General features: G+C 73.2%; 21 protein-coding genes. 8 read left to right on the forward strand and 13 right to left on the reverse strand.

Annotated features, from left to right (window positions below; all coding sequences use genetic code 11):
- A partial coding sequence (locus ABZ885_RS17265) for an ABC transporter permease subunit (protein WP_360188577.1) occupies positions 1 to 736 on the reverse strand: 736 nt, incomplete at its 3' end.
- Position 737: 1 nt separating this feature from the next.
- Positions 738 to 1,742: an ABC transporter ATP-binding protein gene (locus ABZ885_RS17270; RefSeq protein WP_360188580.1), complete on the reverse strand. Its 1,005-nt coding sequence runs from the start codon at positions 1,740 to 1,742 to the stop codon at positions 738 to 740.
- Between the two features lie 93 nt (positions 1,743 to 1,835).
- Between ABZ885_RS17270 and ABZ885_RS17275 the strand changes: the two genes are divergently transcribed.
- Positions 1,836 to 2,630 carry an alpha/beta hydrolase gene (locus ABZ885_RS17275; RefSeq protein ID WP_360188583.1) on the forward strand — a complete coding sequence of 265 codons (795 nt, stop codon included), beginning with the start codon at positions 1,836 to 1,838 and terminating at the stop codon, positions 2,628 to 2,630.
- Positions 2,627 to 2,950: a hypothetical protein gene (locus ABZ885_RS17280; RefSeq protein ID WP_360188586.1), complete on the forward strand. Its 324-nt coding sequence runs from the start codon at positions 2,627 to 2,629 to the stop codon at positions 2,948 to 2,950. Before ABZ885_RS17275 ends, ABZ885_RS17280 begins: the two co-directional genes overlap by 4 nt.
- A 101-nt stretch (positions 2,951 to 3,051) precedes the next feature.
- On the opposite strand, the gene ABZ885_RS17285 is transcribed toward ABZ885_RS17280, so the two are convergent.
- From ABZ885_RS17285 to mce, 3 genes are all read right to left on the reverse strand, one after another.
- Positions 3,052 to 3,981, reverse strand: a complete 930-nt coding sequence (locus tag ABZ885_RS17285) for a cellulose-binding protein (RefSeq protein ID WP_360188588.1) — start codon at positions 3,979 to 3,981, stop codon at positions 3,052 to 3,054.
- 107 nt (positions 3,982 to 4,088) lie between these two features.
- Entirely contained in the window at positions 4,089 to 8,738 is a 4,650-nt protein-coding gene (locus ABZ885_RS17290; RefSeq protein WP_360188591.1) for a hypothetical protein, read from the reverse strand.
- A gap of 564 nt (positions 8,739 to 9,302) precedes the next feature.
- Complete coding sequence (gene mce / locus ABZ885_RS17295) at positions 9,303 to 9,746, reverse strand: methylmalonyl-CoA epimerase (RefSeq protein WP_360188594.1); 444 nt, start codon at positions 9,744 to 9,746, stop codon at positions 9,303 to 9,305.
- Between the two features lie 267 nt (positions 9,747 to 10,013).
- Between mce and ABZ885_RS17300 the strand changes: the two genes are divergently transcribed.
- Both ABZ885_RS17300 and meaB read left to right on the forward strand, forming a co-directional pair.
- Positions 10,014 to 11,207 (forward strand): acetyl-CoA C-acetyltransferase, encoded by a 1,194-nt coding sequence (locus ABZ885_RS17300; RefSeq protein WP_360188597.1) that lies wholly within the window; start codon positions 10,014 to 10,016, stop codon positions 11,205 to 11,207.
- Positions 11,208 to 11,294: 87 nt separating this feature from the next.
- The gene (gene meaB / locus ABZ885_RS17305) at positions 11,295 to 12,251 is read left to right on the forward strand and encodes a methylmalonyl Co-A mutase-associated GTPase MeaB (RefSeq protein ID WP_360188600.1); all 957 of its coding nucleotides are present in this window, start codon (positions 11,295 to 11,297) and stop codon (positions 12,249 to 12,251) included.
- Between the two features lie 110 nt (positions 12,252 to 12,361).
- Here meaB and ABZ885_RS17310 read toward each other — a convergent pair whose 3' ends face one another.
- The 5 genes from ABZ885_RS17310 to ABZ885_RS17330 form a co-directional block, all read right to left on the reverse strand.
- A complete protein-coding gene (locus ABZ885_RS17310; RefSeq protein WP_360188603.1) occupies positions 12,362 to 12,877 on the reverse strand; it encodes a MarR family transcriptional regulator in 516 nt (171 codons plus the stop codon).
- 39 nt (positions 12,878 to 12,916) lie between these two features.
- On the reverse strand, positions 12,917 to 13,732 hold the full coding sequence (locus ABZ885_RS17315) for an AIM24 family protein (RefSeq protein ID WP_360188630.1): 816 nt from the start codon (positions 13,730 to 13,732) through the stop codon (positions 12,917 to 12,919).
- A gap of 239 nt (positions 13,733 to 13,971) precedes the next feature.
- Positions 13,972 to 14,622 carry an AIM24 family protein gene (locus tag ABZ885_RS17320; RefSeq protein ID WP_360188606.1) on the reverse strand — a complete coding sequence of 217 codons (651 nt, stop codon included), beginning with the start codon at positions 14,620 to 14,622 and terminating at the stop codon, positions 13,972 to 13,974.
- Positions 14,622 to 15,260 (reverse strand): AIM24 family protein, encoded by a 639-nt coding sequence (locus tag ABZ885_RS17325; protein ID WP_360188609.1) that lies wholly within the window; start codon positions 15,258 to 15,260, stop codon positions 14,622 to 14,624. The genes ABZ885_RS17320 and ABZ885_RS17325 overlap by 1 nt, the downstream gene beginning before the upstream one ends.
- 80 nt (positions 15,261 to 15,340) lie before the next feature.
- Entirely contained in the window at positions 15,341 to 16,129 is a 789-nt protein-coding gene (locus tag ABZ885_RS17330) for a DUF2127 domain-containing protein (protein ID WP_360188612.1), read from the reverse strand.
- A gap of 233 nt (positions 16,130 to 16,362) precedes the next feature.
- On the opposite strand from ABZ885_RS17330, the gene ABZ885_RS17335 reads away from it, so the two are divergent.
- On the forward strand, positions 16,363 to 16,689 hold the full coding sequence (locus tag ABZ885_RS17335) for a DUF3817 domain-containing protein (protein WP_360188633.1): 327 nt from the start codon (positions 16,363 to 16,365) through the stop codon (positions 16,687 to 16,689).
- A 119-nt stretch (positions 16,690 to 16,808) separates the two neighbouring features.
- On the opposite strand, the gene ABZ885_RS17340 is transcribed toward ABZ885_RS17335, so the two are convergent.
- Together ABZ885_RS17340 and ABZ885_RS17345 are read right to left on the reverse strand one after the other, a co-directional pair.
- A complete protein-coding gene (locus ABZ885_RS17340; RefSeq protein ID WP_360188615.1) occupies positions 16,809 to 18,425 on the reverse strand; it encodes a M4 family metallopeptidase in 1,617 nt (538 codons plus the stop codon).
- 449 nt (positions 18,426 to 18,874) lie between these two features.
- Positions 18,875 to 20,512: a M4 family metallopeptidase gene (locus ABZ885_RS17345; protein ID WP_360188617.1), complete on the reverse strand. Its 1,638-nt coding sequence runs from the start codon at positions 20,510 to 20,512 to the stop codon at positions 18,875 to 18,877.
- A gap of 493 nt (positions 20,513 to 21,005) precedes the next feature.
- Between ABZ885_RS17345 and ABZ885_RS17350 the strand changes: the two genes are divergently transcribed.
- From ABZ885_RS17350 to ABZ885_RS17360, 3 genes are all read left to right on the forward strand, one after another.
- Complete coding sequence (locus tag ABZ885_RS17350) at positions 21,006 to 21,536, forward strand: MarR family transcriptional regulator (protein WP_360188620.1); 531 nt, start codon at positions 21,006 to 21,008, stop codon at positions 21,534 to 21,536.
- Between the two features lie 122 nt (positions 21,537 to 21,658).
- Positions 21,659 to 22,003: a DUF3817 domain-containing protein gene (locus tag ABZ885_RS17355; protein WP_360188623.1), complete on the forward strand. Its 345-nt coding sequence runs from the start codon at positions 21,659 to 21,661 to the stop codon at positions 22,001 to 22,003.
- Positions 22,004 to 22,184: 181 nt separating this feature from the next.
- A complete protein-coding gene (locus tag ABZ885_RS17360) occupies positions 22,185 to 23,870 on the forward strand; it encodes a methylmalonyl-CoA mutase family protein (RefSeq protein WP_360188626.1) in 1,686 nt (561 codons plus the stop codon).
- A gap of 142 nt (positions 23,871 to 24,012) precedes the next feature.
- Here ABZ885_RS17360 and ABZ885_RS17365 read toward each other — a convergent pair whose 3' ends face one another.
- Positions 24,013 to 24,759 carry a TetR/AcrR family transcriptional regulator gene (locus ABZ885_RS17365; RefSeq protein ID WP_360188628.1) on the reverse strand — a complete coding sequence of 249 codons (747 nt, stop codon included), beginning with the start codon at positions 24,757 to 24,759 and terminating at the stop codon, positions 24,013 to 24,015.
- Positions 24,760 to 25,095 lie beyond the last annotated feature (336 nt).

Genomic DNA, 25,095 nt, shown 5'->3' on the forward strand with positions numbered 1-25,095 from the left:
CGCCGACCAGTGCGGCCAGCGTCCAGGCCAGGCAGATCGTGAAGCCGGCCCACGGGCCGTACGGCTGGCCGTGCTGCTCGTAGACCAGCAGCATCCGCGAGCCGGCGTAGTCCGGGAAGTAGTGGGCCAGCGTCTTGACCTTCGGCACCGCCGAGAGGATCGGCGAGAGCAGGAAGAAGAACGGCACCAGCACGCCGAGGGCCAGTGTCTGGTTGTGCAGCATCGCGGTGACGCCGGCCGAGAAGAGGCAGAGCATCGTCAGGTAGAGCGCGGCGCCGAACACCGCGCGCAGCACGTGCGGCTCGGTGAGGCTGGTGGAGTGCTCGCCCAGCAATGCCTGGCCGACGAAGAACGTGATGAACGCGGTGACCAGGGAGACGGCGAAGGCCAGGGCGCCGAGCACCACGGCCTTGCCGGTCAGCAGCGTGCCGCGCTGCGGGACGGCGGCCAGGGTGACCCGGATCATCCCGCTGCTGTACTCGTTGCCGACCGCCAGCACGCCGAAGACGATGATGGCCAGTTCGCCGAGCATGATGCCGGAGAAGGCCGTCCCGGTGGCGTCGAACGGGGTCTGTTCGCCCCGCCGGAACTCGGCGAAGTTGTTGTTGGTCAGCAGGGACAGCAGCGCGCCCAGCCCGACGGTGACCACGAACGCCAGGGCGAGCGTCCAGACCGTCGAGCGGACGCTGCGGATCTTGGTCCACTCGGAGCGCAGGATCGCGGGGAAGGACGCCATCTCAGTTCTCCTCCGTGCCTCGGCCGGCCGGCTGCCTGGCCGGACCGCCCTGCCAGTCGGCGCCCCAGACGCCGGGTGCGCCGGCCGCGTCGCGGCCCTCGCCGGCCCCGGCGTGGTACTCCACCGAGTCGGCCGTCATCTGCATGAACGCCTCTTCCAGGGAGGCCTGTTGCGGGCTGAGCTCGTGCAGCACCACGCCGTGGGTGGCGGCCAGCTCGCCGAGCTCGGCGAGGTCCCCGTCGACCACCTCGTACGAGCCGTCCGGGCCGGGCTCGTGCCGGATCCCGGCGCCGGCCAGCACGTCCAGCAGCCGCTCGGGCTGCGGGGTGCGCAGCCGGGCGGCGGAGCGGGAGTTGCGCCGGATGAACGCGGCCATCGGCATGTCGGCGAGCAGCCGGCCCTTGCCGATGACGACCAGGTGGTCGGCGGTGACGGCCATCTCGCTCATCAGGTGCGAGGAGACGAAGACGGTCCGGCCCTCGGTGGCGAGCCGCTTCATCAGGTTGCGGATCCAGAGGATGCCCTCCGGGTCCAGCCCGTTGACCGGCTCGTCGAACATCACGATCTCGGGGTCGCCGAGGAGTGCGGAGGCGATGCCGAGCCGCTGGCTCATGCCGAGCGAGAAGCCGCGGGCGCGCTTGCGGGCGACCGCGGTGAGGCCGACCAGGGCGAGCGCCTCGTCCACCCGGGATGCCGGGATGCGGTTGCTCTGGGCGAGCCAGAGCAGGTGGTCGCGGGCGGTGCGGCCGGGGTGGACGGCCTTGGCCTCCAGCAGCGCGCCGATGTACTTGAGCGGCTCGCTGAGCTGCCCGTACCGCTTGCCGTCGATGGTGACCCGGCCGGCGGTGGGCCGGTCCAGGTCGAGGATCATGCGCATGGTGGTGGACTTGCCCGCGCCGTTGGGGCCGAGGAAGCCGGTGACCACGCCCTGCGGCACCTGGAAGCTCAGCCGGTCCACGGCGAGGGTCTTGCCGTAACGTTTGGTCAGGTCGTGCAACTCGATCATTCGCGCTCCCTTACTCTCCGTCAGGCTATGACAAAGCGGACGGGGTGGCCCGCTGAGTGGGCCCGCCGGGCCCACCGGAATACGGTGGGGCCCATGACCCAGCTCCCCTCCGCAGTGTCGGTACGCGAGAGCGGTACCGGAACACCCGTCGTGCTGCTGCACGCCTTCCCGCTGAACGCCTCGATGTGGTCCGCCCAACTGGACGCCCTGCCCGGACCGACCGGCCACGACGCCCGGGTGCTCGCCCCCGACCAGCGCGGCTTCGGCGGCACCGAGCTGGGCGCCGGCGAGCCCTCGCTGGACGCGGTCGCCGACGACGTCGCCCTGCTGCTGGACGCGGCCGGGATCGGCCGGGCGGTGATCGGCGGCATCTCGATGGGCGGCTACGTCGCGCTGGCCTTCGCCCGCCGCCACCCGGACCGGCTGGCCGGCCTGCTGCTGGCCAACACCCGGGCCACCGCCGACGCCGACGCCGCCCGGGCCAACCGCGAGCGGATCGCCGCCGCGGTGCTGGCCCGCGACAGCGTGCAGCTGCTGCTCGACGAGAAGGTGGCGGCCGGCCAGCTCGGGCCGGAGTCCGGGCACCTGACCGAGCGGGTGCAGGGGATGGTCGCCGCGGCGCCGCCGGCCGCGGTCGCGTGGGCGCAGCGGGCGATGGCGGCCCGCCCGGACGGCCTGGACGTGCTGGCCGGGGTGCGGGTGCCGGCCGCCGTGGTGGCGGGCGCCGAGGACGGGCTGGTGCCGCTCGCCGAGGCCGAGCTGATGGTGCAGGCCTGCCCGGACGCCGAGCTGACCGTCGTCCCGGGCGTGGGCCACCTGAGCGCGCTGGAGGCGCCGGAGGCGTTCAACGCCGTGGTGCGCCGCCTGCTGGAGCGGGTGGGCCGATGAGCGGGGAGCGGAGGACGGAGCAGGGCAGCTGGGACTTCTCGGCGCTGGAGGTCACCGGCCGGATGCCCGTCACCAACCGCGGCGACGGTCTGGTCGAGCTGACCCTGGAGCCGCTCGGCGAGGACTACTGGCTACGCCCGGGCGAGACCTTCATCGTCACCTCGTACGGCGACTACGGCCCCGGGCACCCCTTCGAGGTGCAGTACTGGCCGGACTCGGTGTCGGTCTGGTGCACCTCGTGGTTCGGCACCGTCTCGGACGACGACGGCAACCAGCTGAGCCGCGGCCACCAGCGGCCGGACGGGGCCTACCCGCGCTGAGCCGGGTCCGAGGCACCGGAACGGGCCCCGCAGAGAACGGGCGCCGAGCCAGGACGGGCCCCCACCCCGGAGGGTGAGGGCCCGTCAGCCGTGGGGGTGCGTCAGCGGGACTGCTGCGCGGGCACGCCCATGGTGTCGTCGTTCGGCAGCGTGGCGGCGGCCACGGCCGCGCCGGTCAGCGTCGCCAGCATCTCGCGGACGTTGGTCAGCTGGGCGTTGATGCTGTCGCGGCGGTTGGTGAGCGCCGCCAGCTCGCGCTCGGATTCGCTGCGGATCCGGTCGGCCTTGGCGTTCGCGTCCGCCACGATGTCCTCGGACTGGCGCTGGGCCGTCTCGACGGTCTGGCGGGCCCGGCGCTCGGCGTCGGTGCGCAGCTTCTCGGCCTCCAGGCGCAGCTGCTCGGCCCGGTGCTCGATCTCGGCCAGACGCTTCTCGGCCTTGGCCTGACGGGCGGCGAGGTCGCGCTCGGACTGCTCGCGGCGCTTGGCCAGGTTGGTCTCGAACTCCAGCGCGGCCTGGGCGGCCTTGGTGCGGGTCTCCTCGAAGAGGACGTCCGCCTCCTCGCGCTTGTTCTGGGCGTCCTTGTTGGCCTCGGCGCGCAGCTGGGCGCTGTCGCTCTTGGCCTTGTCCACGATCCGCAGGCCCTCGTCCTCCGCCTTGGCCTTGCGGTCCTTGGCGTAGTTCTCGGCCTCGGTGCGGACCTGCTGGGCGGCGGCCTCGGCGAGCTCGCGGTGCTGCTCGGCGGCGCGGTGCGCCTCGTCGCGCAGGTCCTTGGCCTCCTCCTCGGCCAGCCGCAGGATCTTCTCGACCCGGGCACCGAGACCGGCGTACGAGGGCTCCGCCTCGGTGACCGCCGCCTGGGCGGTCTGGGTCTCCAGGTGAAGCTCCTCGATGCGCTTCTCCAGCGCGCTGATCCGGGTCAAGGCACTGTCACGGTCGGCCACCAGCTTGGTGATCCGCTCGTCGACCTGGGCGCGCTCGTACCCACGGCGCACCAGGTCGAAGCCGTGAGGGGAGTGACTGTCGCTCATGGGGTTCTGGGCTTCCTGTCGTCAAACCGCTGAGGTGGTTGAGGGAATCCTGACACGGTACCGGAGTGTCTACGGCGAAACGCCGATGTCTCGCGGACAATGTCCGCTCAATCGGGTGGTGCGTTCTTGGAGCGATTGCCACCCGACCGGGGAGCGCCAACTCCGGCACCGGCCTTGGCGCCCCCGTCCTTCTTGGTGTTGCTTCCCCCGTTGGTCTGGGCGACCGGCTGCGGCGCCTCGAACGCCTCCAGCGCGGACAGCACGTCCTGCACCCTGGAGATCTCGGTGTTGATGTCCTTGCGGCGGCGCACCAGCTCGTCCAGCTCGCGCCGGCCCTCGTCGGTGACCCGCTCGGCCTCGGACCGCGCCTCGGTGAGCAGCCGCTCGGCCTCCGCCTTCGCCAGCTCGACCTGCTCGTCCGCGGCCTCGTCGGCGGCCCGCAGCCGCTCCTCCGCCTCGGCCGCCGCGGCCTCGGTCCGCTCCTCCGCCTCGTCCTCGGCCGACTTCAGCTTGGCCTCGGCCTTGATGATCAGGGCCTCGGCGCGGTCGGTCGAGTCGGCGAGCTTGGTCTCGGCCTCCTTCAGCAGGCTCTCGGCCTTGCGGACGGCGGAGATCCGGACCTTGCTGGCCTCGGCGGACGCCTCCGAGGTCAGCTCGTTGGCGCGGTCCTCGGCGGCCGCGACCAGCGCCGCGGCCCGGTCCTCGGCCTCGGCGACGGTGGCCACCGCCTGCTCCTCGGCCTCGGTCAGCTGCTCCTGGGCGGCCGTCACCAGCGCGTCGACGCGCTCGCCGGCGGACTTCATGGCCTGCGCGTTCTCCTTGCGGGCGCGCTCGTGCAGGGCCTCCACCTCGGCGTCGGTGCGCTCGCGCAGTTCCTCGGCGCGCTCGCGGATCGCGGTGGCGTCCCGGCGGGCCTCGGAGAGCAGCGCGTCGGCGTCGGAGCGGCCCTTCTCGACCTCGGCCTGACCGGCCGCCTCGCCGGCGGCGACCAGCCGGTCGGCCTCCTTGCGGGCCGCCGCGACCATCGCGTCCGCCTGCTCCTCGGCGGCGGCGGTGGTGGCCAGCGCGGTGGTCTGGGCGTCCTCGCCGAGCGCCTCGGCGTCGGCGAAAGCCTTCTCCAGCACGGACTTGGCGTGATCGCGGGTGGCCTTGTCGAACTGCTCGGCGGCCTCGCGGGTGTCGGCGTCGTAGGCGTCGGCGCGGGCGTGGGCGGCCGCGTCGTACTCGTCCGCGAGGCCGCGGGTGGCCAGCGCGTACTCCTCGGCCTCGGCCCGCAGCGAGGCGGCGAACTCCTCGGCCTCGGCGACGGTGGCGGCGGCCCGCTCCTCGGCGGCGGCCACCGTCCGGGCGGCCTGCGCCTCGGCGTCGGCACGCTGCTGCTCGCCGGCCTCCTGGGCGGACCGCAGCTCCGCCTCGGCGTCGGCGCGCAGCTGCTCGTCGTAGGCGTGCGCCTCGGCGCGCAGCCGGCCCAGCTCGGCCTCGGCGGCCTCGCGCTCGGCGGCCAGTTCCAGCTCGGTGTGCTCGCGCAGGGCGGTGGTCTCGGCGGTGGTCCGGGCCCGCAGGTCGGCGGTCTCCCGGTCGGCGGTGTCGCGCTGCTCGGCGGTCTCGCGGTCCGCGAGGGCCCGCTGCTCGGCGGTCTCCCGGTCGGCGGTCTCGCGCTGCTCGGCGACGGCGCGGTCGGTCCGCTCACGCAGTTCGGCGGTCTCGCGCTCGGCGGTGTCGCGCAGTTCGGCGGCCTCGCGCTCCGCCTCGGCGCGCAGCTCCGCGGCGTCCTGCCCGGCGGCCCGGCGGGTCTCCGCGGCCTCGGCCTCGGCGGTGGCCCGCAGCTCGGCGATCTGCTGCGAGGCGGCCTCGTGCATCCCGGCCACCGACTGACGGACCTCGGCGGCCTCGTCCTCGGCGACGGACACCAGGCGGGCGCCCTCGGCCTCGGCGGCCGCGACCAGCTCCACGCCGTCGGCGCGGGCCTGCTCCAGCGCGGCCTCGGCCTCGGCCCGGACGGCGTCGGCGGTGGCGCGTGCCTCGGACAGCTCCCGGCCGGCCTCGGCGCGGACCGTCTCGGCCTGCTCGGAGGCCAGCGCGAGGTCCGCCTCGGCCCGCTCGCGCAGCGCCTTGGCGGCCGCCTCGGCCTCGGTCCGCAGCCGCTCGGCGGTGGTCCGGGCGCCCTCCAGGGCCTCCTCGGCCTCGGCGTGCAGCCGGGCCGTTTCGGTGGCGGTGCGTTCGGTCAGTTCGGCGGCGGCCTGCTCGGCCTCGGTGCGGACGCGGTCGGCGTGCGCGTCGGCGGCCTCCCGGACGGCGGCGGTCTCGGTGGCGGTGCGTTCGGTCAGTTCGGCGGCGGCCTGCTCGGCCTCGGTGCGGACGCGGTCGGCGTGCGCGTCGGCAGCCTCCCGGACGGCGGCCGTTTCGGTGGCGGTGCGTTCGGTCAGCTCCGCCGCGGCCTGCTCGGCCTCGGTGCGGGCGGCCCGGGCGGCGGCCAGCTGCTCGGTGGTCTCCTCGCGCTCGCGGCGCAGCCCGTCGGAGGCCTCCTCGCGCTCGCGCCGGCTCTCCTCGCGCAGCGCGTCGGCGGCGGCCTCGGCCTCGGCCCGGGAACGGGCGGCCTCGGTGTCGGCCTCGGTGCGCACCCGCTCGGCGTCGGCGACCGCGGCGTCCCGGACGGCGGCGGCCTCGGCCTGCGCGTCGGCCCGCAGCGCCTCCGCGGCGGCGGTCGCCTCGGTCCGCACCCGCTGGTCGAACTCGGCTGCCTCGCGGCGCAGTTCGGCGGTCTCCCGCTCGGCGGCGACCCGGTTCTCGGCGGCCGCGGCCTTGGCGGCGGCGAGCGCGTCCTGGCCCTGCTGCTCGGCGGCGGCGACGGTCTTCTCGGCCTCGGCGCGAGCCCGGCCCAGGGTCTGCTCGGCGCGCCCCTGGGTCTCGGCGGCCTGCTCCTTGGCCTGCTCGCGCAGCCGCTCGATCTCGGCGGCCGCGCCCGCGCGCAGCTCGTCCGCGTCGGACTTGGCCTTGGTGAGCAGCTCCTCGGCGTTCTTCGCCGACTCCTCGATCTGGACGACGGCCTGGCGGCGGGCCTCGCCGCGGACCCGGTCGGCCTCGGCGGCGGTCTGCGCGCGCAGTTCCTCCGCCTCGGCCCGCATCCGGGCGGCCTCGTCCTGCATCTCCTGGATCCGCTCGCGGATGGCCGCGGCGTCGTCCAGGGCGGCGTTCTGGGCCTGCTCGACGGCGGCCCGGGCCTGCTCGCGCAGCCGCTCCGCCTCGGCGGCGGCCTCGGTGCGGATCCGCTCGGCCTCCGTGGCGGCGCCGGTGCGGGCCGTCTCGGCGTCCTGGTTGGCGCGGGCGAGCACCTCCTCGGCCGTCTTGGCGGCCTTGGCGAGGTGGACGGTGGCGTCCTTGGCGCCGGCCGCCCGGCCGGCCTCCTCGGCCTCGCTGCGCAGCTGTGCGGCGGAGGCCTCGGCCTGCGCCCGCAGCTCGGCGACGTCTCGGTCGGCCTGTGCGCGCATCTCGGCGATGGCGGCCTCGGCCTCGGCCCGCAGCTGCCCGGCCACCGACTCGGCGGTGGCGCGCAGCCGCTCGCCCTCCTCGGCGGCGGCGGCCTTGGCGGCGTCGGCCTCGGCCTGCTTGGTGGCGGCCGCGGCCTTGATCGCGTCGGCCTCCTTGGTGGCCTGGGCGACCATCCGGGCCACCTCGGCCCGGGCGGTCTGCGAGCGCTGCTCGCTGGCGGCCTCGCCGTCGGCGACCTTGCGCTCGGCGGCGGCCTCGGCGTCGGCCTGCAGCTGCTCGGCGGCGGCCTCGGCCTGGGAGCGCAGCTCGGCGGCCTCCCGGCGGGTGCGCTCGGCCTCGGCGATCGCCTCGGCGCGCAGCCGCTCTATCTCGGCCTGGGCGTGGGCGAGCGCCTCCTGGGCGCGCTGCTGCTCGGCGGCGGCGTGCTCCTTGAGCCGGCCGATCTCGGCCTGCGCGAGGGCGAGCTGCTGCTCGGCGGCGGCGTGGGCGGCGGCCAGCTGCTGCTGGGCCTCCCCGCGGGCGGCGTCGAGCTGCTGCTGGGCCTCGCCGCGGGCGGCGTTCACGTCGGCCGCGGCCTGGGCGCCGGCCTGCTGGGCCTGCTCGGAGGCGGCGCGGAGCAGCCGCTCGGCGTCGTTCTGGGCGCGCTGGATGGCGGCCTCGGCGGCGGCCTGGGCCTCACCGCGGGCGGCGTTCACGTCGGCGGCGGTCTGCGCGCGGGCCTGGTCGGCCAGCGCGGTGGCCTCGGCGCGGGCGGCGGCCATCAGCCGGTCGGCCTCGGCGCGGGCCTCCTGCAGCAGGCGCTGGGCCTCCTGCTCGTGGCCGGCCCGGGTCTGCTCGGCCCAGCTGACGTTCTCCTTGACGTGCTGTTCGGCACTGCGCCGCAGCTCGGTGAGTTCGTCCTCGAGCTGGCGGCGGCGGGCGGCCAGGTCGGCCTCCAGCCGGGCGGTGCGCTCGGCGGCCTCGGCCATGATCCGCTGGGTCGCGGCCTGCGAGTCGCGCAGCTGCCGCTCGGCGTCGGCGCGCAGCTGCTGGGCCTGCATCTCCGCGGTGCGGAGCATCTGCTCGGCCTGGCCCGAGACGGCGTCGAAGGCGCGCGGCTGGGCGAGCATGCGGCGGGACTCGTGCAGCTTGGCCCGGAGCACCTCCACCTGGTAGGCGAGATCCTCGGCATGCTCGACGGCCTTGTCCCGCTCCTTTCGAGTCCGATCCATCTCGGCCTCGAACTGGGAGAGGTGATCGTCAACCTCGTAGCGGTCGTAGCCCCGCACTCCGCGGTCCCATCCATCTCCTGGTCGCGTCCTCGACCCGGCCGGTCCTGGGCTCCCACTGTCCGGGGCCCCGGTCCGACTGGTCCTTGCATCCGCAGCCGGTGGACGACCCCGTTCAGCCGGGGGCGTCCGCCACGGTCGTCGAAGTCCTGGCAGGTGGGAGCGCGGTGGTTCCGCGTTCCCCCGTCCGGGTGGACTTCTGGGCGAACTCTTGCCTGTGGAGAATGGTGACAGATCAGAACTGCGACTGTTCAGCCGTGCCCGCGTAGTGGACTCCCCTGCGACGGGCCGACCACCGGAGGGCGGACAGGCCTGTCATTCGGCCGTGCTCGTCGTCCCCGTCCCCCGGAGTCTTCGCGCACCTGGGCATTGTAGTGGGAGCGCCCTGCGGGGGAATGGCCGCGTGGGGGATTTCCGGGCAGAGGGCCACATTACTGACGAGTCACCAGCGGGTGCCACCCGGGGGCGGCACCCGCCGGCGGCGCCGGAGGCCGTGCGGGCCCGGCCGCGTGCGGAATGGATGGTGTACGCACGCGGTGCGGACGGAGCCGTCGGCGGGCGGGCTCAGTGCGCGTCGTGCCCGCCCGGCTCGGCGGAGGTGACCAGCTCGGTCAGTACGCCGCCGCAGTCCTTCGGGTGCAGGAAGGTGATCCGCGAGCCCATCGAGCCGATCCGCGGCTGCTCGTAGAGGACCCGGATGCCCTTGGCCCGGATGTCCTCGGAGTCGCCGTCGACGTCGGCGGTGCCGAAGGCGATGTGGTGGACGCCCTCGCCGTTCTTCTCCAGCCACTTGGCGACGGTGGAGTCGGGCCGGGTGGGCTCCAGCAGCTGGAGGTACGAGGCACCGCCGTCGCCGGTGTCGTTGATCTTGAGCATGGCCTCGCGGACGCCCTGCTCCTCGTTGACCTCGCTGTGGAACACCTCGAAGCCGTAGGTGGCGCGGTAGAACTCGACCGTCTTGTCGAGGTCGCGGCAGGCGATGCCGATGTGGTCGATGCGGGTCAGCACGGAGGCCTCCGGGGTCGGGACGGGCAACGGGACGGCAACAGTGCAGCGCATGCGGCCCGGGCACGCCAGCGGTGCCGGTTGCGAGCCTGCTCACACGGCCGGTCCGGCGGGGCGCGCGGGCCCGGTTCACCCGGATCGGGTTGACACGGTGTTGACTGGACAGTGCCAGTGCGCTCGATCACACCGTCGCCGCGGTGACGGGCGGGTAACAGGTCAGTACATTGAGCGCATCCTCACCTGGCCACGACGTGCGAAGGGGCTCGTCCCATGTCCAACACCACCTCTGTGATCGTCGCCGGTGCAAGGACCCCCATGGGGCGCCTGCTCGGCTCGCTCAAGGGCTTCTCCGGCGCCGACCTCGGCGGCTTCGCGATCAAGGCCGCGATGGAGCGGGCCGGCATCACGGGCGACCAGGTCCAGTACGTGATCATGGGCCAGGTGCTGCAGGCCGGCGCCGGCCAGATCCCGGCCCGCCAGGCCGCCGTCAAGGCCGGCATCCCGATGAACGTCCCGGCGCTCAACGTCAACAAGGTCTGCCTCTCCGGCCTGGACGCCATCGCGCTGGCCGACCAGCTGATCCGGGCCGGCGAGTTCGACATCGTGGTGGCCGGCGGCCAGGAGTCGATGACCAACGCCCCGCACGTGCTGCCGAAGTCCCGCGAGGGCTTCAAGTACGGCGCGATCGAGATGCTCGACTCGATGGCGAACGACGGCCTGACCGACGCCTACGAGAACATCCCGATGGGCGAGTCCACCGAGAAGCACAACGTCCGCCTGGGCATCCCGCGCGAGATCCAGGACGAGATCGCCGCCGCCTCGCACCAGCGCGCCGCCAAGGCGCAGCAGAACGGCATCTTCGAGGCCGAGATCGTCCCGGTGGAGATCCCGCAGCGCAAGGGCGAGCCGGTCGTCTTCAGCCAGGACGAGGGCATCCGCCCGGACACCACCGTCGAGGGCCTGGCCAAGCTGCGCCCGGCCTTCACCAAGGACGGCACGATCACCGCCGGCACCGCCTCGCAGATCTCCGACGGTGCCGCCGCGGTGGTCGTGATGAGCAAGGCCAAGGCCGAGGAGCTGGGCCTGAGCTGGATCGCCGAGATCGGCGCGCACGGCAACGTCGCGGGCCCGGACAACTCGCTGCAGTCGCAGCCGTCCAACGCGATCAAGCACGCGCTGGCCAAGGAGGGCCTGGAGGCCGGCGACCTCGACCTGCTCGAGATCAACGAGGCCTTCGCGGCCGTCGCCTACCAGTCGATGAAGGACCTGGGCGTCTCCTCGGAGATCGTCAACGTCAACGGCGGCGCGATCGCCCTCGGCCACCCGATCGGCATGTCCGGCGCCCGCGTGGTGCTGCACCTGGCGCTGGAGCTCCAGCGGCGCGGCGGCGGCGTCGGTGCGGCCGCGCTGTGCGGCGGCGGCGGCCAGGGCGACGCCCTGATCGTCAGGGTTCCGAAGGCCTGATCGTCTGACATACCTTCGGGGCTGCGGACCGCCACAAGCGGGCCGCAGCCCCGGGGCCTATCAGGCCCGATCCGTAAGGAGATCCCGATGATCGATGTCCCGACGCTGGTCGAGCAGGCCCGGCAGGGCCGTCCGCGGGCCGTCGCCCGGCTGATCTCGCTGGTCGAGAACGCCGCCCCTCAGCTGCGCGAGGCGATGGCCGCGCTCGCGCCGTACACCGGCCGGGCCTACACCGTCGGGCTGACCGGGTCGCCGGGTGTCGGCAAGTCGACGTCGACCTCCGCGCTGGTCTCCGCGTACCGGCGGCTGGGCAAGCGGGTCGGGGTGCTGGCCGTCGACCCGTCCTCGCCGTTCTCCGGCGGCGCGCTGCTCGGCGACCGGGTCCGGATGCAGGACCACGCCACCGACCCCGAGGTGTTCATCCGCTCGATGGCCACCCGCGGCCACCTCGGCGGCCTGTCCTGGGCCGCTCCGCAGGCGCTGCGGGTGCTGGACGGGGCCGGCTGCGACGTGATCCTGGTCGAGACCGTGGGCGTCGGCCAGTCCGAGGTGGAGATCGCCGCGCAGGCGGACACCACGGTGGTGCTGCTGGCCCCCGGGATGGGCGACGGCATCCAGGCCGCCAAGGCCGGGATCCTGGAGATCGGCGACGTGTTCGTGGTCAACAAGGCCGACCGGGACGGCGCCGACGCCACCGCCCGGGAGCTGAACCACATGCTCGGCCTCGGCGAGGCCCGCGAGGCGGGGGACTGGCGTCCGCCGATCGTGAAGACCGTCGCGGCCCGCGGCGAGGGCGTGGACGAGGTGGTCGAGGCGCTGGAGAAGCACCGCGCCTGGCTGGAGGAGCACGGCGAGCTGGCCGTGCGCCGTCGCCGCCGGGCCGCCGACGAGGTGGAGGCGATCGCGCTGGCCGCGCTGCGGGCCCGGATCGGCGACCTGCACGGCGACCGCCACCTGGCCACGCTGGCCGAGCGGGTGGTGGCCGGCGAGCTGGACCCGTACGGCGCCGCCGACGAGCTGGTCGCCGGGCTGACCCGGGGCTGACCCCGGGCCGACCGCACGCCGGAAGGGCCGGTTCCCCGTTCGCGACGGGGAACCGGCCCTTCCGTGTCGTCCGTGCGGAGCCGGTCCGGCGGCGGGCGCGCGAGGACCTGTCAGGCGCGGCCGCGCAGGCCGCGCAGGTGCTCGGCGACCGGCGCGAGCGCCTCGTACATCGCGTCCAGCTGCTCGGGGGTGAAGCGGTCGATGAAGTGCGCCCGGACGCTGCGGACGTGGTCCGGCGCCACCTTCTGCATCGTCGCCCAGCCGTGCTCGGTGAGGTGGGCGTAGAGCCCGCGCCGGTCGCCCGGGCACTCCTGGCGCAGCACCAGCCCGGCCGTCTCCATCCGGGTGATCTGGTGCGAGAGCCGGCTCTTGGACTGGAGCGTGGCGGTGGCCAGGTCGGTCATCCGCATCCGCCGCTCGGGGGCCTCGGAGAGGACGACCAGGATCTCGTAGTCGTTGATGGCCAGGCTGTGCGGCTGGAGCTCGCGGCCGAGCTGGTAGTCCAGCAGCTTGGCGACCTCCAGGTGGGCGCGCCACATCCGCTGCTCACGGGCGCTCAGCCAGGGAGTCTCCTCCTCGGGCTCCGAGGGGGAGACGTCCGCGGCGTCGGGCGTGTGCGTATCCATGCGGACAGCATACCGTACTTAGTTAAATCTTGTACAAATTTACAGGCCGAAACGTCGTCCGAGATCGCCCAGGTTACCGAGACCCGGGACGTTGACGTTCGGCAGCTGGCTCCCGTGGCCGGCGGCGTGCTGCGAGGGCACCCCGCCCATCGGGACGCCCGCCTCGGCGTGCACCTGGCCGACCGCGCGCTCGGCCATCAGCACCTCGGTCGACTGCAGCAGCACCTGGCCGGCGCCGATGAACTCGAACTGGTGCTCCTCGCCGGACGCCCCGCCCAGCCCGGTCAGCCGGCGGATGCCGCCGATCACCCCGTGCATGTAGTCGTGGTCGTAGTGGTGGCACGGCGCCGGGCAGTCGGCCCAGCCGACCAGCGCCTGCGGGTCGACCCGGATCGGCGGCTCGACGAAGTGCACCGGGCCGTTCGACGCGGCGACGAACTTGCCGGTGCCGATCAGGGTCAGGAAGCCCGGGATGATCGACTGCTTGAGCCGCAGCGTCGGCTCGAAGGCCAGCAGGTTGCCCGAACGGACGGTCAGGTTGCCTTCCTCCAGGTCGTAGGAGTTGAGGTCGAAGGCGCGGTCGGCCAGCAGCAGCTTGCCCCGGCCCTCGGCGACCACCCAGTCCGCGGCGTGCATCGGCGAGTTGAAGTGCATGCCGAGCATCCGGTCGATCGCGCCGGCGCCGACGCCCTTGAAGGAGATGTCGCCGTAGTAGGCGATCATCTTGCCCTTCTGCAGGAAGTACGACCCGTTCAGGTCCACCGAGAAGGCGTACGGGTTGACGTTGTCGTTGACCGGCAGGCTGTGCGCGTCGTGCACCACCGGGCCGGAGGCGCCGTCGTGCGCCTTGGGCAGCGGGGCCTGGGCGCCGCCGTACTGCTCCTGGGTGTACTGCTGCGGCGGCTGCGCGGGGTAGCCCTGCGGCGGCGGGGGCGGCGGGTAGCCCTGGCCGGGCGGCGGGCCGTAGCCGGGCGGCGGCGGGGCGACCGGGAATCCGGGCTGGGTCGGCTGGTTGTACGGCGACTGGCCGTACGGCTGCTGCTGGCCGTACGGGTCGTTCGGCTGCCCGTAGCCGGGCTGCGGCGGGTAGGACATCAGAGCTTCTCCTCGCTCGCCTGCACGAACACCGTGCCGTTCCCGGACAGCTCCAGCTGGAAGGCCTCGCCGGAGCCGCGTCCGATCATGTCGCGCCAGCCCAGCGCGGTGGACAGCTTGTTCTGGACCTGGCCGCGGTGCGCGACGTAGGCCTGGGGGTCGACGTGCACCGGCTGGTGCGGGGTGATCGGCAGCTCGAAGACGCCGCCGTGGGCCATCACCGCGACCGAGCCGTGGCCGTCCAGCTTGGTGGTGAACAGGCCCTGGCCGGTCACCTGGCCGCGGACCATGCCCATCACGCCGCCCTGCGACCCCATGAACATGGTGGACTGCTGCAGCGAGCCCTCGAAGGCCAGCAGCCGGTCCGCCTCGACGTACAGGGTGTCGCCGGCCAGGTCGATGACGTGCACGTGGTGCCCGCCGTGGCCGAACATCACGGTGCCCTGGCCCTCGACCGTCATCAGCGGGGTGTCCTCGTTGGCCACCCGGCGGCCGATCATCGACATCAGCCCGCCCTGCCCGCCGGTGAGGTTCGGCGTGAACCGCACCTCACCGGTGTACGCGAGCATCGCGCCGCGCTGGCTGAAGAGCCGCTGCCCGGGGACGACCCGGGCCTCGATCATCTTGTTGTTGATCCTGGTGAACGGCATCAGACGTCGCCCCCGACGGTCAGCTTCTCGGACGGCTGCACGTACACCAGGCCCTCGCCGGTGAACTCGACCTGGACGGCCTCGCCGCCGCCCTCGCCGATGAAGGTGGTCCAGCCGGCCCCGGACTTCAGGCTGCGGTTCAGGTTGCCGGTGTGCGCCACGTAGGCCCCCGGGTCCACCCGCAGCGGCATGCCCTGGGAGACCCGCAGGATGATCGCCGGCCCCTTGGAGGTGACGGCCGCCCAGCCGTGGCCCTCGACCTTGGTGGTGAACAGGCCGTTGCCGGAGGAGATGCCGTTGAGACCGGTGAAGGTGGTACCGGTCTTCAGCGTGCCCTCGGTGCAGAGCAGGTTGTCCGACTCGACGTAGAGCGTCTCGCCGTTCAACCGGACGAGGTTGATCTCGGTGGCCTTGTCGGCGAAGTAGCAGGTGCCCTGCCCCTTCACCTCCATGACCGTCATCTGTTCGCCGGTCAGCCGGCGGGCGACCATGCCGCGCAGGCCGTCACCCCCGCCGGTGAGCTTCTTGAAGCTCATCTGGCCGGTGTACGCGACCATCGAGCCGTTTCTGGCTTTGACGCCGTCGCCCGTCATGTCGACGGCGAGCGTCTTGGACCCCTGGAGTCGAAACTGTGCCACGGCCGAAATGTAGCCGGATCCGGCCGCGGCCGGGGAGAGGCCGTCGCCGAACTGGTACGGGTCTGCGACAAATGCCCGGATCAGGCCGTGGCGCCGGCGCCGTGCGGAACGGCCCCGGCGGCCTGCTCCACCTCCAGCAGCGAGGCCGAGTGGCGCTCGGCCTCGAAGGCCACCACGCCGCCGCGCAGCCCGAACAGGCGCTTGGAGAGGAGGATCCACAGCACCGCGACGATGTTCAGCGCCAGCGTGCAGACCTTCAGCGCGCTGACGTGCTCGGTCAGCTCGTACACCTCCAGCGGGAGGAAGGCCGCGGTGGCCACCACGGTCAGGTACTCGGCCCAGCGGCGGCCCAGCCAGAGCCCGTACGCCTCGACGATCTCGATCAGCGCGTACACCAGCAGGGCGCCGGCGACGATGAGCAGGGTCTTGTGCTCGTAGTCGAAGGTCTTGCGGATCGTGTCGACGATCGGGGAGTGTTCGAGGTCCCAGTGGAAGTGGTCGGTGACCGGCTTGAAGACCGTCAGGTTCTCGTCGAAGACCCGGCGCACCGCGTCCTGGCTGTTGGAGAACCTCCACACGCCCCAGGCCGCCACGACTATCAGCAGGCCGCGCAGCAGCCGCTCGACCGCGAGGAAGCGCAGGATGAAGAGGTCCCGCAGGGCCTTGCCGCGCGGCACCAGCGGCGCCTCGTCGGCCGGCCCGGAGCCGTGCGGGGCGCCCAGGGTGAAGTCGCCGCAGCGCAGGCAGCGCCAGGCGTCGCCGAGTGCGGTGGCGGCGTGCAGGCGGCGGTTCAGCTCGGGCTCGGTCGGCGCGTAGGTGAGGTGGCCGCGGCGGGCGCAGGTCCTCCGGTCCCAGTCCAGCTTGAACATCGTTCGTACCCCCGTGTGCGTTGCGGACGGCGCCCGGGTCGCCGGGCGCGCGGCAGCAGGATAGGGGTGGCGGCGGACGTCGCGGCGCCACCGGGGGCGATCTGCTGCACGGCTGTGACATCCGGCACGGCCGGGCACCCCGGCCGCGGGGGCGGGCGTGTGCTCGGTGATAATGGCGGGGATGCTTGTGAGCCGGTTCACAAGCGATCTCCGACCCCCGCATCGAGGTACCCATCGTGAACAGCAGTGCCGTCCACCGCCTGCGCCTGGTCTCCGGCCCCGAGGGCCTCTCCTTCCTCCTGCTCCTGGTCTGCTCGGTGCTCAAGCGGACCACCAGCTTCGACGCCGTGCCGGTGATGGGCATGGTCCACGGGATCCTGTTCATCCTCTACGTGGTGTTCTGGATCATGGCCTGGCAGACGCAGAAGTGGGACGCCAAGCGCGGCATCCTGCTGTTCGTCCTCTCGGTGCTGCCCACCGGCGGCTTCTTCGCCGAGCGGATGCTCAAGAAGGAGGAGCTCGGCGGGTCCGCCGCGGTGCGCGAGCCCGCCGCCGCCTGAGCCTCCCCGTCCGCACCTCCCGACGGCACGCCGACAGGCTGCCGGGCCTCCTCTCCAAGGACCCGGCAGCCTGTGGCGTTAATCGCCCGCTCGCCTTTCGGGGCGGGGCGGGGCGGCCGCTAGTTGACGTTGACCGCGCTCCAGGCCGCGGCCACCGCCTTGTACTCGGTGCTGCCCGTACCGCCGTACAGGTCGGACGCGGCCTTCAGGGTCGCCGTGCGGGCGGCCTTGTAGTTGGTGGTGGAGGTCATGTAGACGGTCAGCGCGCGGTACCAGATCGCGGCCGCCTTGTTCCGCCCGATGCCCGTGACCGTGGAGCCGTTGGAGGTCGGGCTGTTGTAGCTGACGCCGTTGATGGTCTTGGCGCCGCTGCCCTCGGCCAGCAGGTAGAAGAAGTGGTTGGCCACGCCCGAGGAGTAGTGGACGTCGACGTTGCCGACCCCGGAGTACCAGGCGTCCTTGGAGCTGCCGTCCTTGGAGGGCTTGTCCATGTAGCGCAGCGGCTTGCCGTTGCCGAAGATGTTGATCTTCTCGCCGATCAGGTAGTCCGGCACGTCCCCGGGCAGGTTGGCGTACCACTCGACCATGGTGCCGAAGATGTCCGAGGTGGCCTCGTTGAGGCCGCCGGACTCGCCGGAGTAGACCAGCCCGGCGGTGGCCGAGGTGACGCCGTGGGTCATCTCGTGGCCGGCCACGTCGATCGCGGTGAGCGGGTTGCTGTTGCCGGAGCCGTCGCCGTACGTCATGCAGAAGCAGGAGTCGTTCCAGAACGCGTTGACGTACGCGTTCCCGTAGTGCACCCGGCTGCTCGCGCCGACGCCGTTGTTCTTGATGCCGTTGCGGCCGAAGGTGTTCTTGTAGAAGTCCCAGGTCGCGCCGGCGCCGTACTGGGCGTCCACGGCGGCGGACTGGGTGTTGGAGGCCAGGCCGTTGCCCCAGACGTTGTCCGCGTCGGTGTACAGGGCGTTCCCGCTCGCGGCGTTGCCCGTCCACTGGTTGCCGCGGGTGGCGTCCTTGAGCTGGTAGGTCGAGCCGCTCTGGGTGGTGGTCAGGGTGACCGAGCCGACGTGGACGCCCTTGCCGCTGCCGGTCGCGGTCTGGAACTCCTCGTGGGTGGAGAGCACCGCGCCGGTGGCCGCGTCGGTGACCAGCTGCTGGCTGCTCGGGGTGCCGTCGGCCCGCTCGCCCGTCACCACCGTCCGGTACGCCAGCCGCGGGCTGCCGTCCGCGGCCCAGACCACGAGCTGCGCCGTGCCCGCGCCGTCGACCCGGCTGATCGCCGCCTCGTCCTCGTCGGCCGCGATGCCGACGGTGGCCCGGACCGCGCCGAGCGCCTGGCCGGCCGCCTTGTCGGCGGAGAGCGCCGGGGCGAGGCTCGGCAGCGACAGCCGGCCGTCGAAGGCCCGGTCCACCGAGGTGATCGTGCCGTTGGCCTTCTGGTGCACCACCAGGTCGCCGCCGAGCACCGGCAGGCCGCCCAGGGTCCGCTCGTAGCGCAGGTGGCGGTCGCCGTTGGCGTCCAGCACCGCGTCCTTGACGACCAGCTTCTCCTGGCCGCCGAGCGCGAGGGCCTGCGCCACCGGGGCGGCCTCGCCGCCGGCCAGGGCGATCAGGGCGTCGCGCTGCTGGGCGACGGAGGGGGCGGCGGCCTGGGCGGGCGCGGCGGCGACCTGGATCGCGCCGGCCAGCAGGGCGGTGGCGGAGAGTACGGCTCCGGCTGTCAGCTTTCGCTTCACGTACGGGTTCCTTCCACGAAACCGCGTGTGCGCGGTCGCGCCGCATACCGGGGCGCCGGGGGTGGCGCCGTGGGGCGGTAGGGCGCTGACGTGCTGCTCCCGTGCGGTCCTTGACGGCCGGTCGGTGGGTGGGGGTGACGGCCGTCGAACGGGGCTTGGACAGAAGCATGACAACCCGTTGGGGCGGAAGGACAGGGCGCCGCCGGGGATTGGCCAGGTCTCGCCAGTCGCCGGTACGGGTGCGCCGGGTGCGACGGATGTCCGTTCCGGGCGGTTCGCCCCGTTGGCGGGATCCCGCCAACGGGTGGCCTTGCCGGGTCCGGCACCCCTTGCTACGGAAGGTGCCGTTCGGCGGGTGCCGGCCGTAGTAAGGCCCGGGCGCCCCCGGACACGCCGACGCCCGGGGCCTCCCCTCCCAGTGAGGGCCCCGGGCGCCGTTCGCGCGGACGTCAGCTGACGTTGACGCCGCTCCACGCGGCCGCCACCGCGTTGTACTCGGCGCTGCCCGCGCCGTACAGGTCGGCCGCCGCGCTCAGCGTGCCGGTGCGGGCGCCCTTGTAGTTGGTGGTGGAGGTCCAGTACACGGTCAGGGCGCGGTACCAGATGGCCGCCGCCTTGTCCCGGCCGATGCCGGTGAGGGTGGAGCCGTTGGAGGTCGGGCTGTTGTAGCTGACGCCGTTGATGGTCTTGGCGCCGCTGCCCTCGGCCAGCAGGTAGAAGAAGTGGTTGCCCACGCCGGAGGAGTAGTGGACGTCCAGGTTGCCCACGCCGGAGGACCACGCGTCGGCGGAGCCGCCGTCCTTGGAGGGCTTGTCCATGTAGCGCAGCGGCGTGCCGTCGCCGTTGAGGTCGATCTCCTCGCCGATCAGGTAGTCCGGCTTGTCCGTGGCGAGGTTGGCGGAGAACTCGACCATGGTGCCGAAGATGTCCGAGGTGGCCTCGTTCAGGCCGCCGGACTCGCCCGAGTAGTTGAGGTTCGCGGTGGCGGAGGTGACGCCGTGGGTCATCTCGTGGCCGGCCACGTCGATCTCGGTCAGCGGGTGCGTGTTGCTCGCGCCGTCGCCGTACGACATGCAGAAGCACTGGTCGGACCAGAAGGCGTTGACGTAGTTCTTGCCGTAGTGGACCCGGCTGGTGGCGCCGACGCCGTTGTTCTTGATGCCGTTGCGGCCGAAGGCGTTCTTGTAGTAGTCCCAGGTGGCCGCCGCGCCGAACTGCGCGTCCACCGCGGCCGACTGGCCGCTGGAGACGGTGCCGGTGCCCCAGGCGTTGTCGGCGTCGGTGTAGAGGGTGCCCGAGCCGGAGGTGCGGCCCTTGTAGTCGACGGTGGACTGGCCGCCGCGGGTGGCGTCCTTCAGCGAGTAGCCGCCGGAGACCGCGGTGGTGGTCAGCGGGACGGTGCCGACGAAGACGCCCTTGCCGGTGCCGGAGGCGGTCTGCACCTGCTCGTGGGTGGAGAGGACCGCGCCGGTGGCGGCGTCGGTGACCAGCAGCTGGCTGGACGGGGTGCCGTCGGCGCGCACGCCCTCGACCGTCGTGCGGTACGCCAGGCGCGGGTTGCCGTCCGCGGCCCAGACCACCAGCTGGGCCTTGCCGGTCTGGTGGACCTCCTTCAGCGGCGACTCGTCCTTGTCGGCGGCGATGCCGACGGTGGCCTGCACGGCGCCGGAGGCCTGCGCGGCCGCCTGGTCGGCGGGGATCTCCGGGGTCAGGCTGGGCACCTGGATCGTGGCGGTGACGGCCTTGTCCACGGTCTTCACCGCACCGTCGGAGGCCTGGTGCACCACCAGGTCGCCGCCGAGGACCGGCAGGCCGGCGAAGGTGCGCTCGAAGCGGAGGTGGCGGGTGCCGTCGGCGTCCACCACGGCGTCCTTGGCGACCAGCTTCTCCTGGCCGCCCAGCGCGAGAGCCTTGGCCAGCGGGTCGGCCTGACCCTTCGCCACGGCGAGGACGGCCTCCTGCTGCTGCGCGGCCTGCGCCTGGGCCGAGGGGGTCGGCGCGGCCTGGGCGGCGGTGCTCACCTGGATGACGCCGGTGAGGAGGGCGGTGGCGGAGAGTACGGCGCCGGCTGCGAGCTTTCGCTTCACGTACAGGTCCTTCCGGGAAACCGCGTGTGCGCGGGCGCGCCTCGTCCCGGGGTGCCGGGGTTGGCACCTGAGGGGCGGAACGGGCGCTGGCGTGCAGCTCCGTGCGGTCGAGCGGCGGGCCACCGGTGAGTGGGGCGGTGGCTGCCGGACGGGGCTGGCCGAAAGCATGACAATCCAACAAGTGAAATGACAGGTCTGGTTCACCAATTGGCCAGGTCTCGCCAGCCCGGCGGATTGTGAACAGCGCGGCAAACCGGGGCGAATCGCCCCGCCTTTCAGCGGGTTACCGCCCGAACCGAGGCCTGATAGCGGGCCGGAGGCCGGTCCGGCGGCCAACCGGCGCCCCGGGCGGGCGGGTTGGCGGGCGTTCACATCCCCGCAACGTCCTGGTACGGACCAGCCCGTCCCGCTGGCGGGATCCCGCCACGCGTTGCGCTTGTCCACCATCAGGACGCCTGATAGCAGCAGCCCCACCCGCCGGTACGGTTAGGAGGTGGCCAAGCCCCTCGCACTCGACTTCGACCCGATCGCCCGCGCCGACGAGCTCTGGACCCGCCGCTGGGGCGGGGTCCCCTCGATGGCGGCGATCACCTCGATCATGCGCGCCCACCAGATCCTGCTCTCGCGGGTGGACGCGGTGCTCAAGCCGTACGGTCTGACCTTCGCCCGCTACGAGGCGCTGGTGCTGCTGACCTTCAGCCGGACCGGCGAGCTCTCGCTCTCCAAGATCGGCGAGCGGCTGATGGTCCACCCGACCAGCGTCACCAACACCGTCGACCGCCTGGAGCGGGCCGGCCTGGTCGCCCGCCGGCCCAACCCGCTGGACGGCCGCGGGGTGCTCGCCTCGATCACCGACCGCGGCCGCGCGACGGTGGAGGAGGCCACCCGGGAGCTGATGGCGATGGAGTTCGGCCTGGAGGAGTACGACGCCGGCCAGTGCCGCCAGGTGTTCGAGCTGCTCCGGCCGCTGCGGATCGCGGCGGGCGACTTCACCGAGCCGGACGAGGCCGGGGCCGGGGGCTGATCCGCCCGGCGGGCCCCGGGGCGCTGCACGCCGCACCCGTAAGCGGCGGCTACCCTCGTTCGGAGCGGTGCGCAGATTTCCGGACGTACCGGCCGATCCTGCCGAGCGAGGCGATGAAGAACATGAAGGCGACCCCCCTGCTGGGCTGGTACCGGGCCCTGGCCATTGCGACCGGCGTGGCGCTGCTGGTGTTCTGCGGCTTCATGGTCGCGAAGTACGGCTTCAGCACCGCGGAGGACGTGACCACCTACGTGGCGATGCTGCACGGCTACCTCTACATCGGGTACTTCGTGGTGACCTTCCTGCTCGGCCAGAAGCTCAAGTGGCCGCTCGGCCGGATGATCTTCACCCTGGCCGCGGGCTGCATCCCGTTCGCCTCCTTCGTCGCCGAGCGCAAGGTGGTCGCCGAGGCCGCCGCGAAGCTTCCGGCCGGTGCCGCCGCCGAGCGCCAGGCCGCCGGCGTCTGACGGCCGCCGCGTCCCGCAGTCGTGCCGAAGGGCGCCCTCCCCGCCGGGGGAGGGCGCCCTTCCGCGTGTCGGGCCGGACCTCCGTCGACAAGTACTAGGACGTCCGAGTAAATTAGTAGGACGTCCTAACAGCTGTGCCGCCCCGATGCCGTGGCGGCCGTACGGAGCGGAGTTCGTGGTCATGGACGCCGAGGAGATCGAGCGCGGCCGGCAGCGCTGGCAGCAGCGGTACGACAGCGCCCGCAAGCGGGACGCGGACTTCACCACCCTCTCCGGGGACGAGGTCGAGCCGGTCTACGGCCCGCCCGCCGGACAGCCCGTCGACGGCTTCGAGCGGATCGGCTGGCCGGGCGAGTACCCGTTCACCCGCGGCCTGCACCCGACCGGCTACCGCGGCCGGACGTGGACCATCCGCCAGTTCGCCGGCTTCGGCAACGCCCAGCAGACCAACGAGCGCTACCGGATGATCCTGGAGGCGGGCGGCGGCGGCCTCTCGGTCGCCTTCGACATGCCCACCCTGATGGGCTACGACTCCGACGACGCGAAGTCGCTCGGCGAGGTCGGCCACTGCGGCGTGGCCATCGACTCGGCCGCCGACATGGAGGTCCTCTTCAAGGGCATCCCGCTCGGCGAGGTCACCACCTCGATGACGATCAGCGGCCCGGCCGTCCCGATCTTCTGCATGTACCTGGTCGCGGCCGAGCGGCAGGGCGTCGACCCGGCGGTGCTCAACGGCACCCTGCAGACGGACATCTTCAAGGAGTACATCGCCCAGAAGGAGTGGCTCTTCGCGCCCGAGCCGCACCTGCGCCTGATCGGCGACCTGATGGCGTACTGCGCCGAGGGCATCCCGGCGTACAAGCCGCTCTCCGTCTCCGGCTACCACATCCGCGAGGCCGGGGCGACGGCCGCGCAGGAGCTGGCGTACACGCTGGCGGACGGCTTCGCGTACGTCGAGCTGGGCCTCTCCCGCGGCCTGGACGTGGACGTGTTCGCGCCCGGCCTCTCCTTCTTCTTCGACGCGCACCTGGACTTCTTCGAGGAGATCGCCAAGTTCCGCGCCGCCCGCAGGATCTGGGCCCGCTGGATGCGCGACCGCTTCGGCGCCAAGACCGACAAGGCGCAGTGGCTGCGCTTCCACACCCAGACCGCCGGGGTGTCGCTGACCGCCCAGCAGCCGTACAACAACGTGGTCCGCACCGCGGTCGAGGCGCTCTCGGCGGTGCTCGGCGGCACCAACTCGCTGCACACCAACGCCCTGGACGAGACCCTGGCGCTGCCCTCCGAGCAGGCCGCCGAGATCGCGCTGCGCACCCAGCAGGTGATCATGGAGGAGACCGGCGTCACCAACGTGGCCGACCCGCTGGGCGGCTCCTGGTACGTCGAGGCGCTCACCGACCGGATCGAGCAGCAGGCCGAGGCGATCTTCCAGCGGATCCTGGACAAGGGCCGCGAGGACCACGAGATCGGCCCCGTCACCTCCGGCATCCTGCGCGGGATCGAGGAGGGCTGGTTCACCGGGGAGATCGCCGAGGCGGCCTTCCAGTACCAGCAGTCCGTGGAGAAGGGCGACAAGCGGGTCGTCGGCGTCAACTGCCACCCGCGCAGCGTCACCCCCGAGCTGGAGATCCTGCGGGTCAGCCACGAGGTCGAGCGCGAGCAGGTGCGCATGCTGGCCGAGCGGAAGGCCGGCCGGGACGAGGCGGCGGTGCGGGCCGGGCTGGACGCGATGCTCGCGGCGGCGCGCTCGGGCGAGTCGATGATCCCGCCGATGCTGGACGCGGTGCGGGCCGAGGCCACCCTGGGCGAGATCTGCAACGCGCTGCGCGACGAGTGGGGGATCTACCGGGAGACCGCCACGTTCTGATCGCGGTCGCCGATCGCGCGGTCGCCGATCGCGCGGTCGCCGATCGCGCGGTCGCCCGACGCCGCGGTCCACCGGCCGAACCGCCCCGCACGGTCCTCGTGCGGGGCGGTTCCGCGTTCCGCGGTCCGGACCGGCGGCCGGTTCAGCCGGTCGTCAGGCTGGGGAACGGGCCGAGCAGCAGGCTGGTGAACCGCCGGGTCCAGTCGGCGGTGATCGGCTCGCCGCTGACCAGCACCCGGTGCTCGACCGTGCCGGCGATGGTGTCGAAGATGATGTCGATCTCCTCGCCGGCGGTCGCCTCGTCGGCGTCCGGGGCGAGCTCGCCGCGCGCCTGGGCGGCCGCCCGGCCCTGGCGGACCAGCCGCTTCTGCGGGTCGACGATCGCCTCCCGGATCCGCCGGCGCAGCTGCCGGTCGCGGGTGCCCTCGGCGAACAGCGCGAGCAGCGCGGCCTGGGTCTCCGGCCGGGCCAGCAGGTCGGCGAACTGGGCGACCACCGCCTCGATGTCGGCCCGCAGGCTGCCGAGGTCCGGCATCACCAGCTCGTCGAAGAGGCTGGCGACGGCGTCCACCACCAGCTCGTTCTTGGAGGGCCAGCGGCGGTAGAGGGTGGTCTTGGCGACCTTGGCGCGGGTCGCCACGTGGCCCATCGTCAGCCCGCCCCAGCCGAGTTCGGCCAGCGCCTCGCGGGTGGCGTCCAGGATGGCGAGGTCGGCGGCGGCGCTGCGCGGACGGCCCTTGGCCCGGGTGGTGGTGCCCTCGGGGTGCTCCGGGCCCCCCGGAGCCTCCGGGCTGCCGGCGGGGGCCGCCGGGGCCTCCAGGGCCCCAGGAGCGGCCTCCGGGAGGCGCTCCCGGTCCGCCGGGGTCGTGGGGGGCTGGGCGGCCGGCACCTGGCCTCCTTGGGTTTTACTGGTAAGTAACTTGGGTGGGACCGGTAACGGTAGCGACTCCCCGTGCCCGGGGTCAGCCTGGCCGCCCGGGAAAGTGGGGCAGCTCACGTCCCCGGAAGTCCGGATGGGGTTGCGGCGGGGGCCCACGGTCCAGTTACGCTACGACTCGTAGCGAAAGCAGTGACAACCAGGCGCCGCGTCCCGTGGGACGGGAGCGGCGCGGGCGCGGGTGGGGATCCGCGCCGAAACGGTTCAGGCTACCGGGGGATGGGTCGTCCACCCCGGGATCGAGCGCCGCGCAGCCCGCGTGGAGCGACTTTCCCGGAGGTTGGTGCC

It is taken from the genome of Kitasatospora sp. NPDC047058, from assembly GCF_040643935.1.
Classification (GTDB): domain Bacteria; phylum Actinomycetota; class Actinomycetes; order Streptomycetales; family Streptomycetaceae; genus Kitasatospora.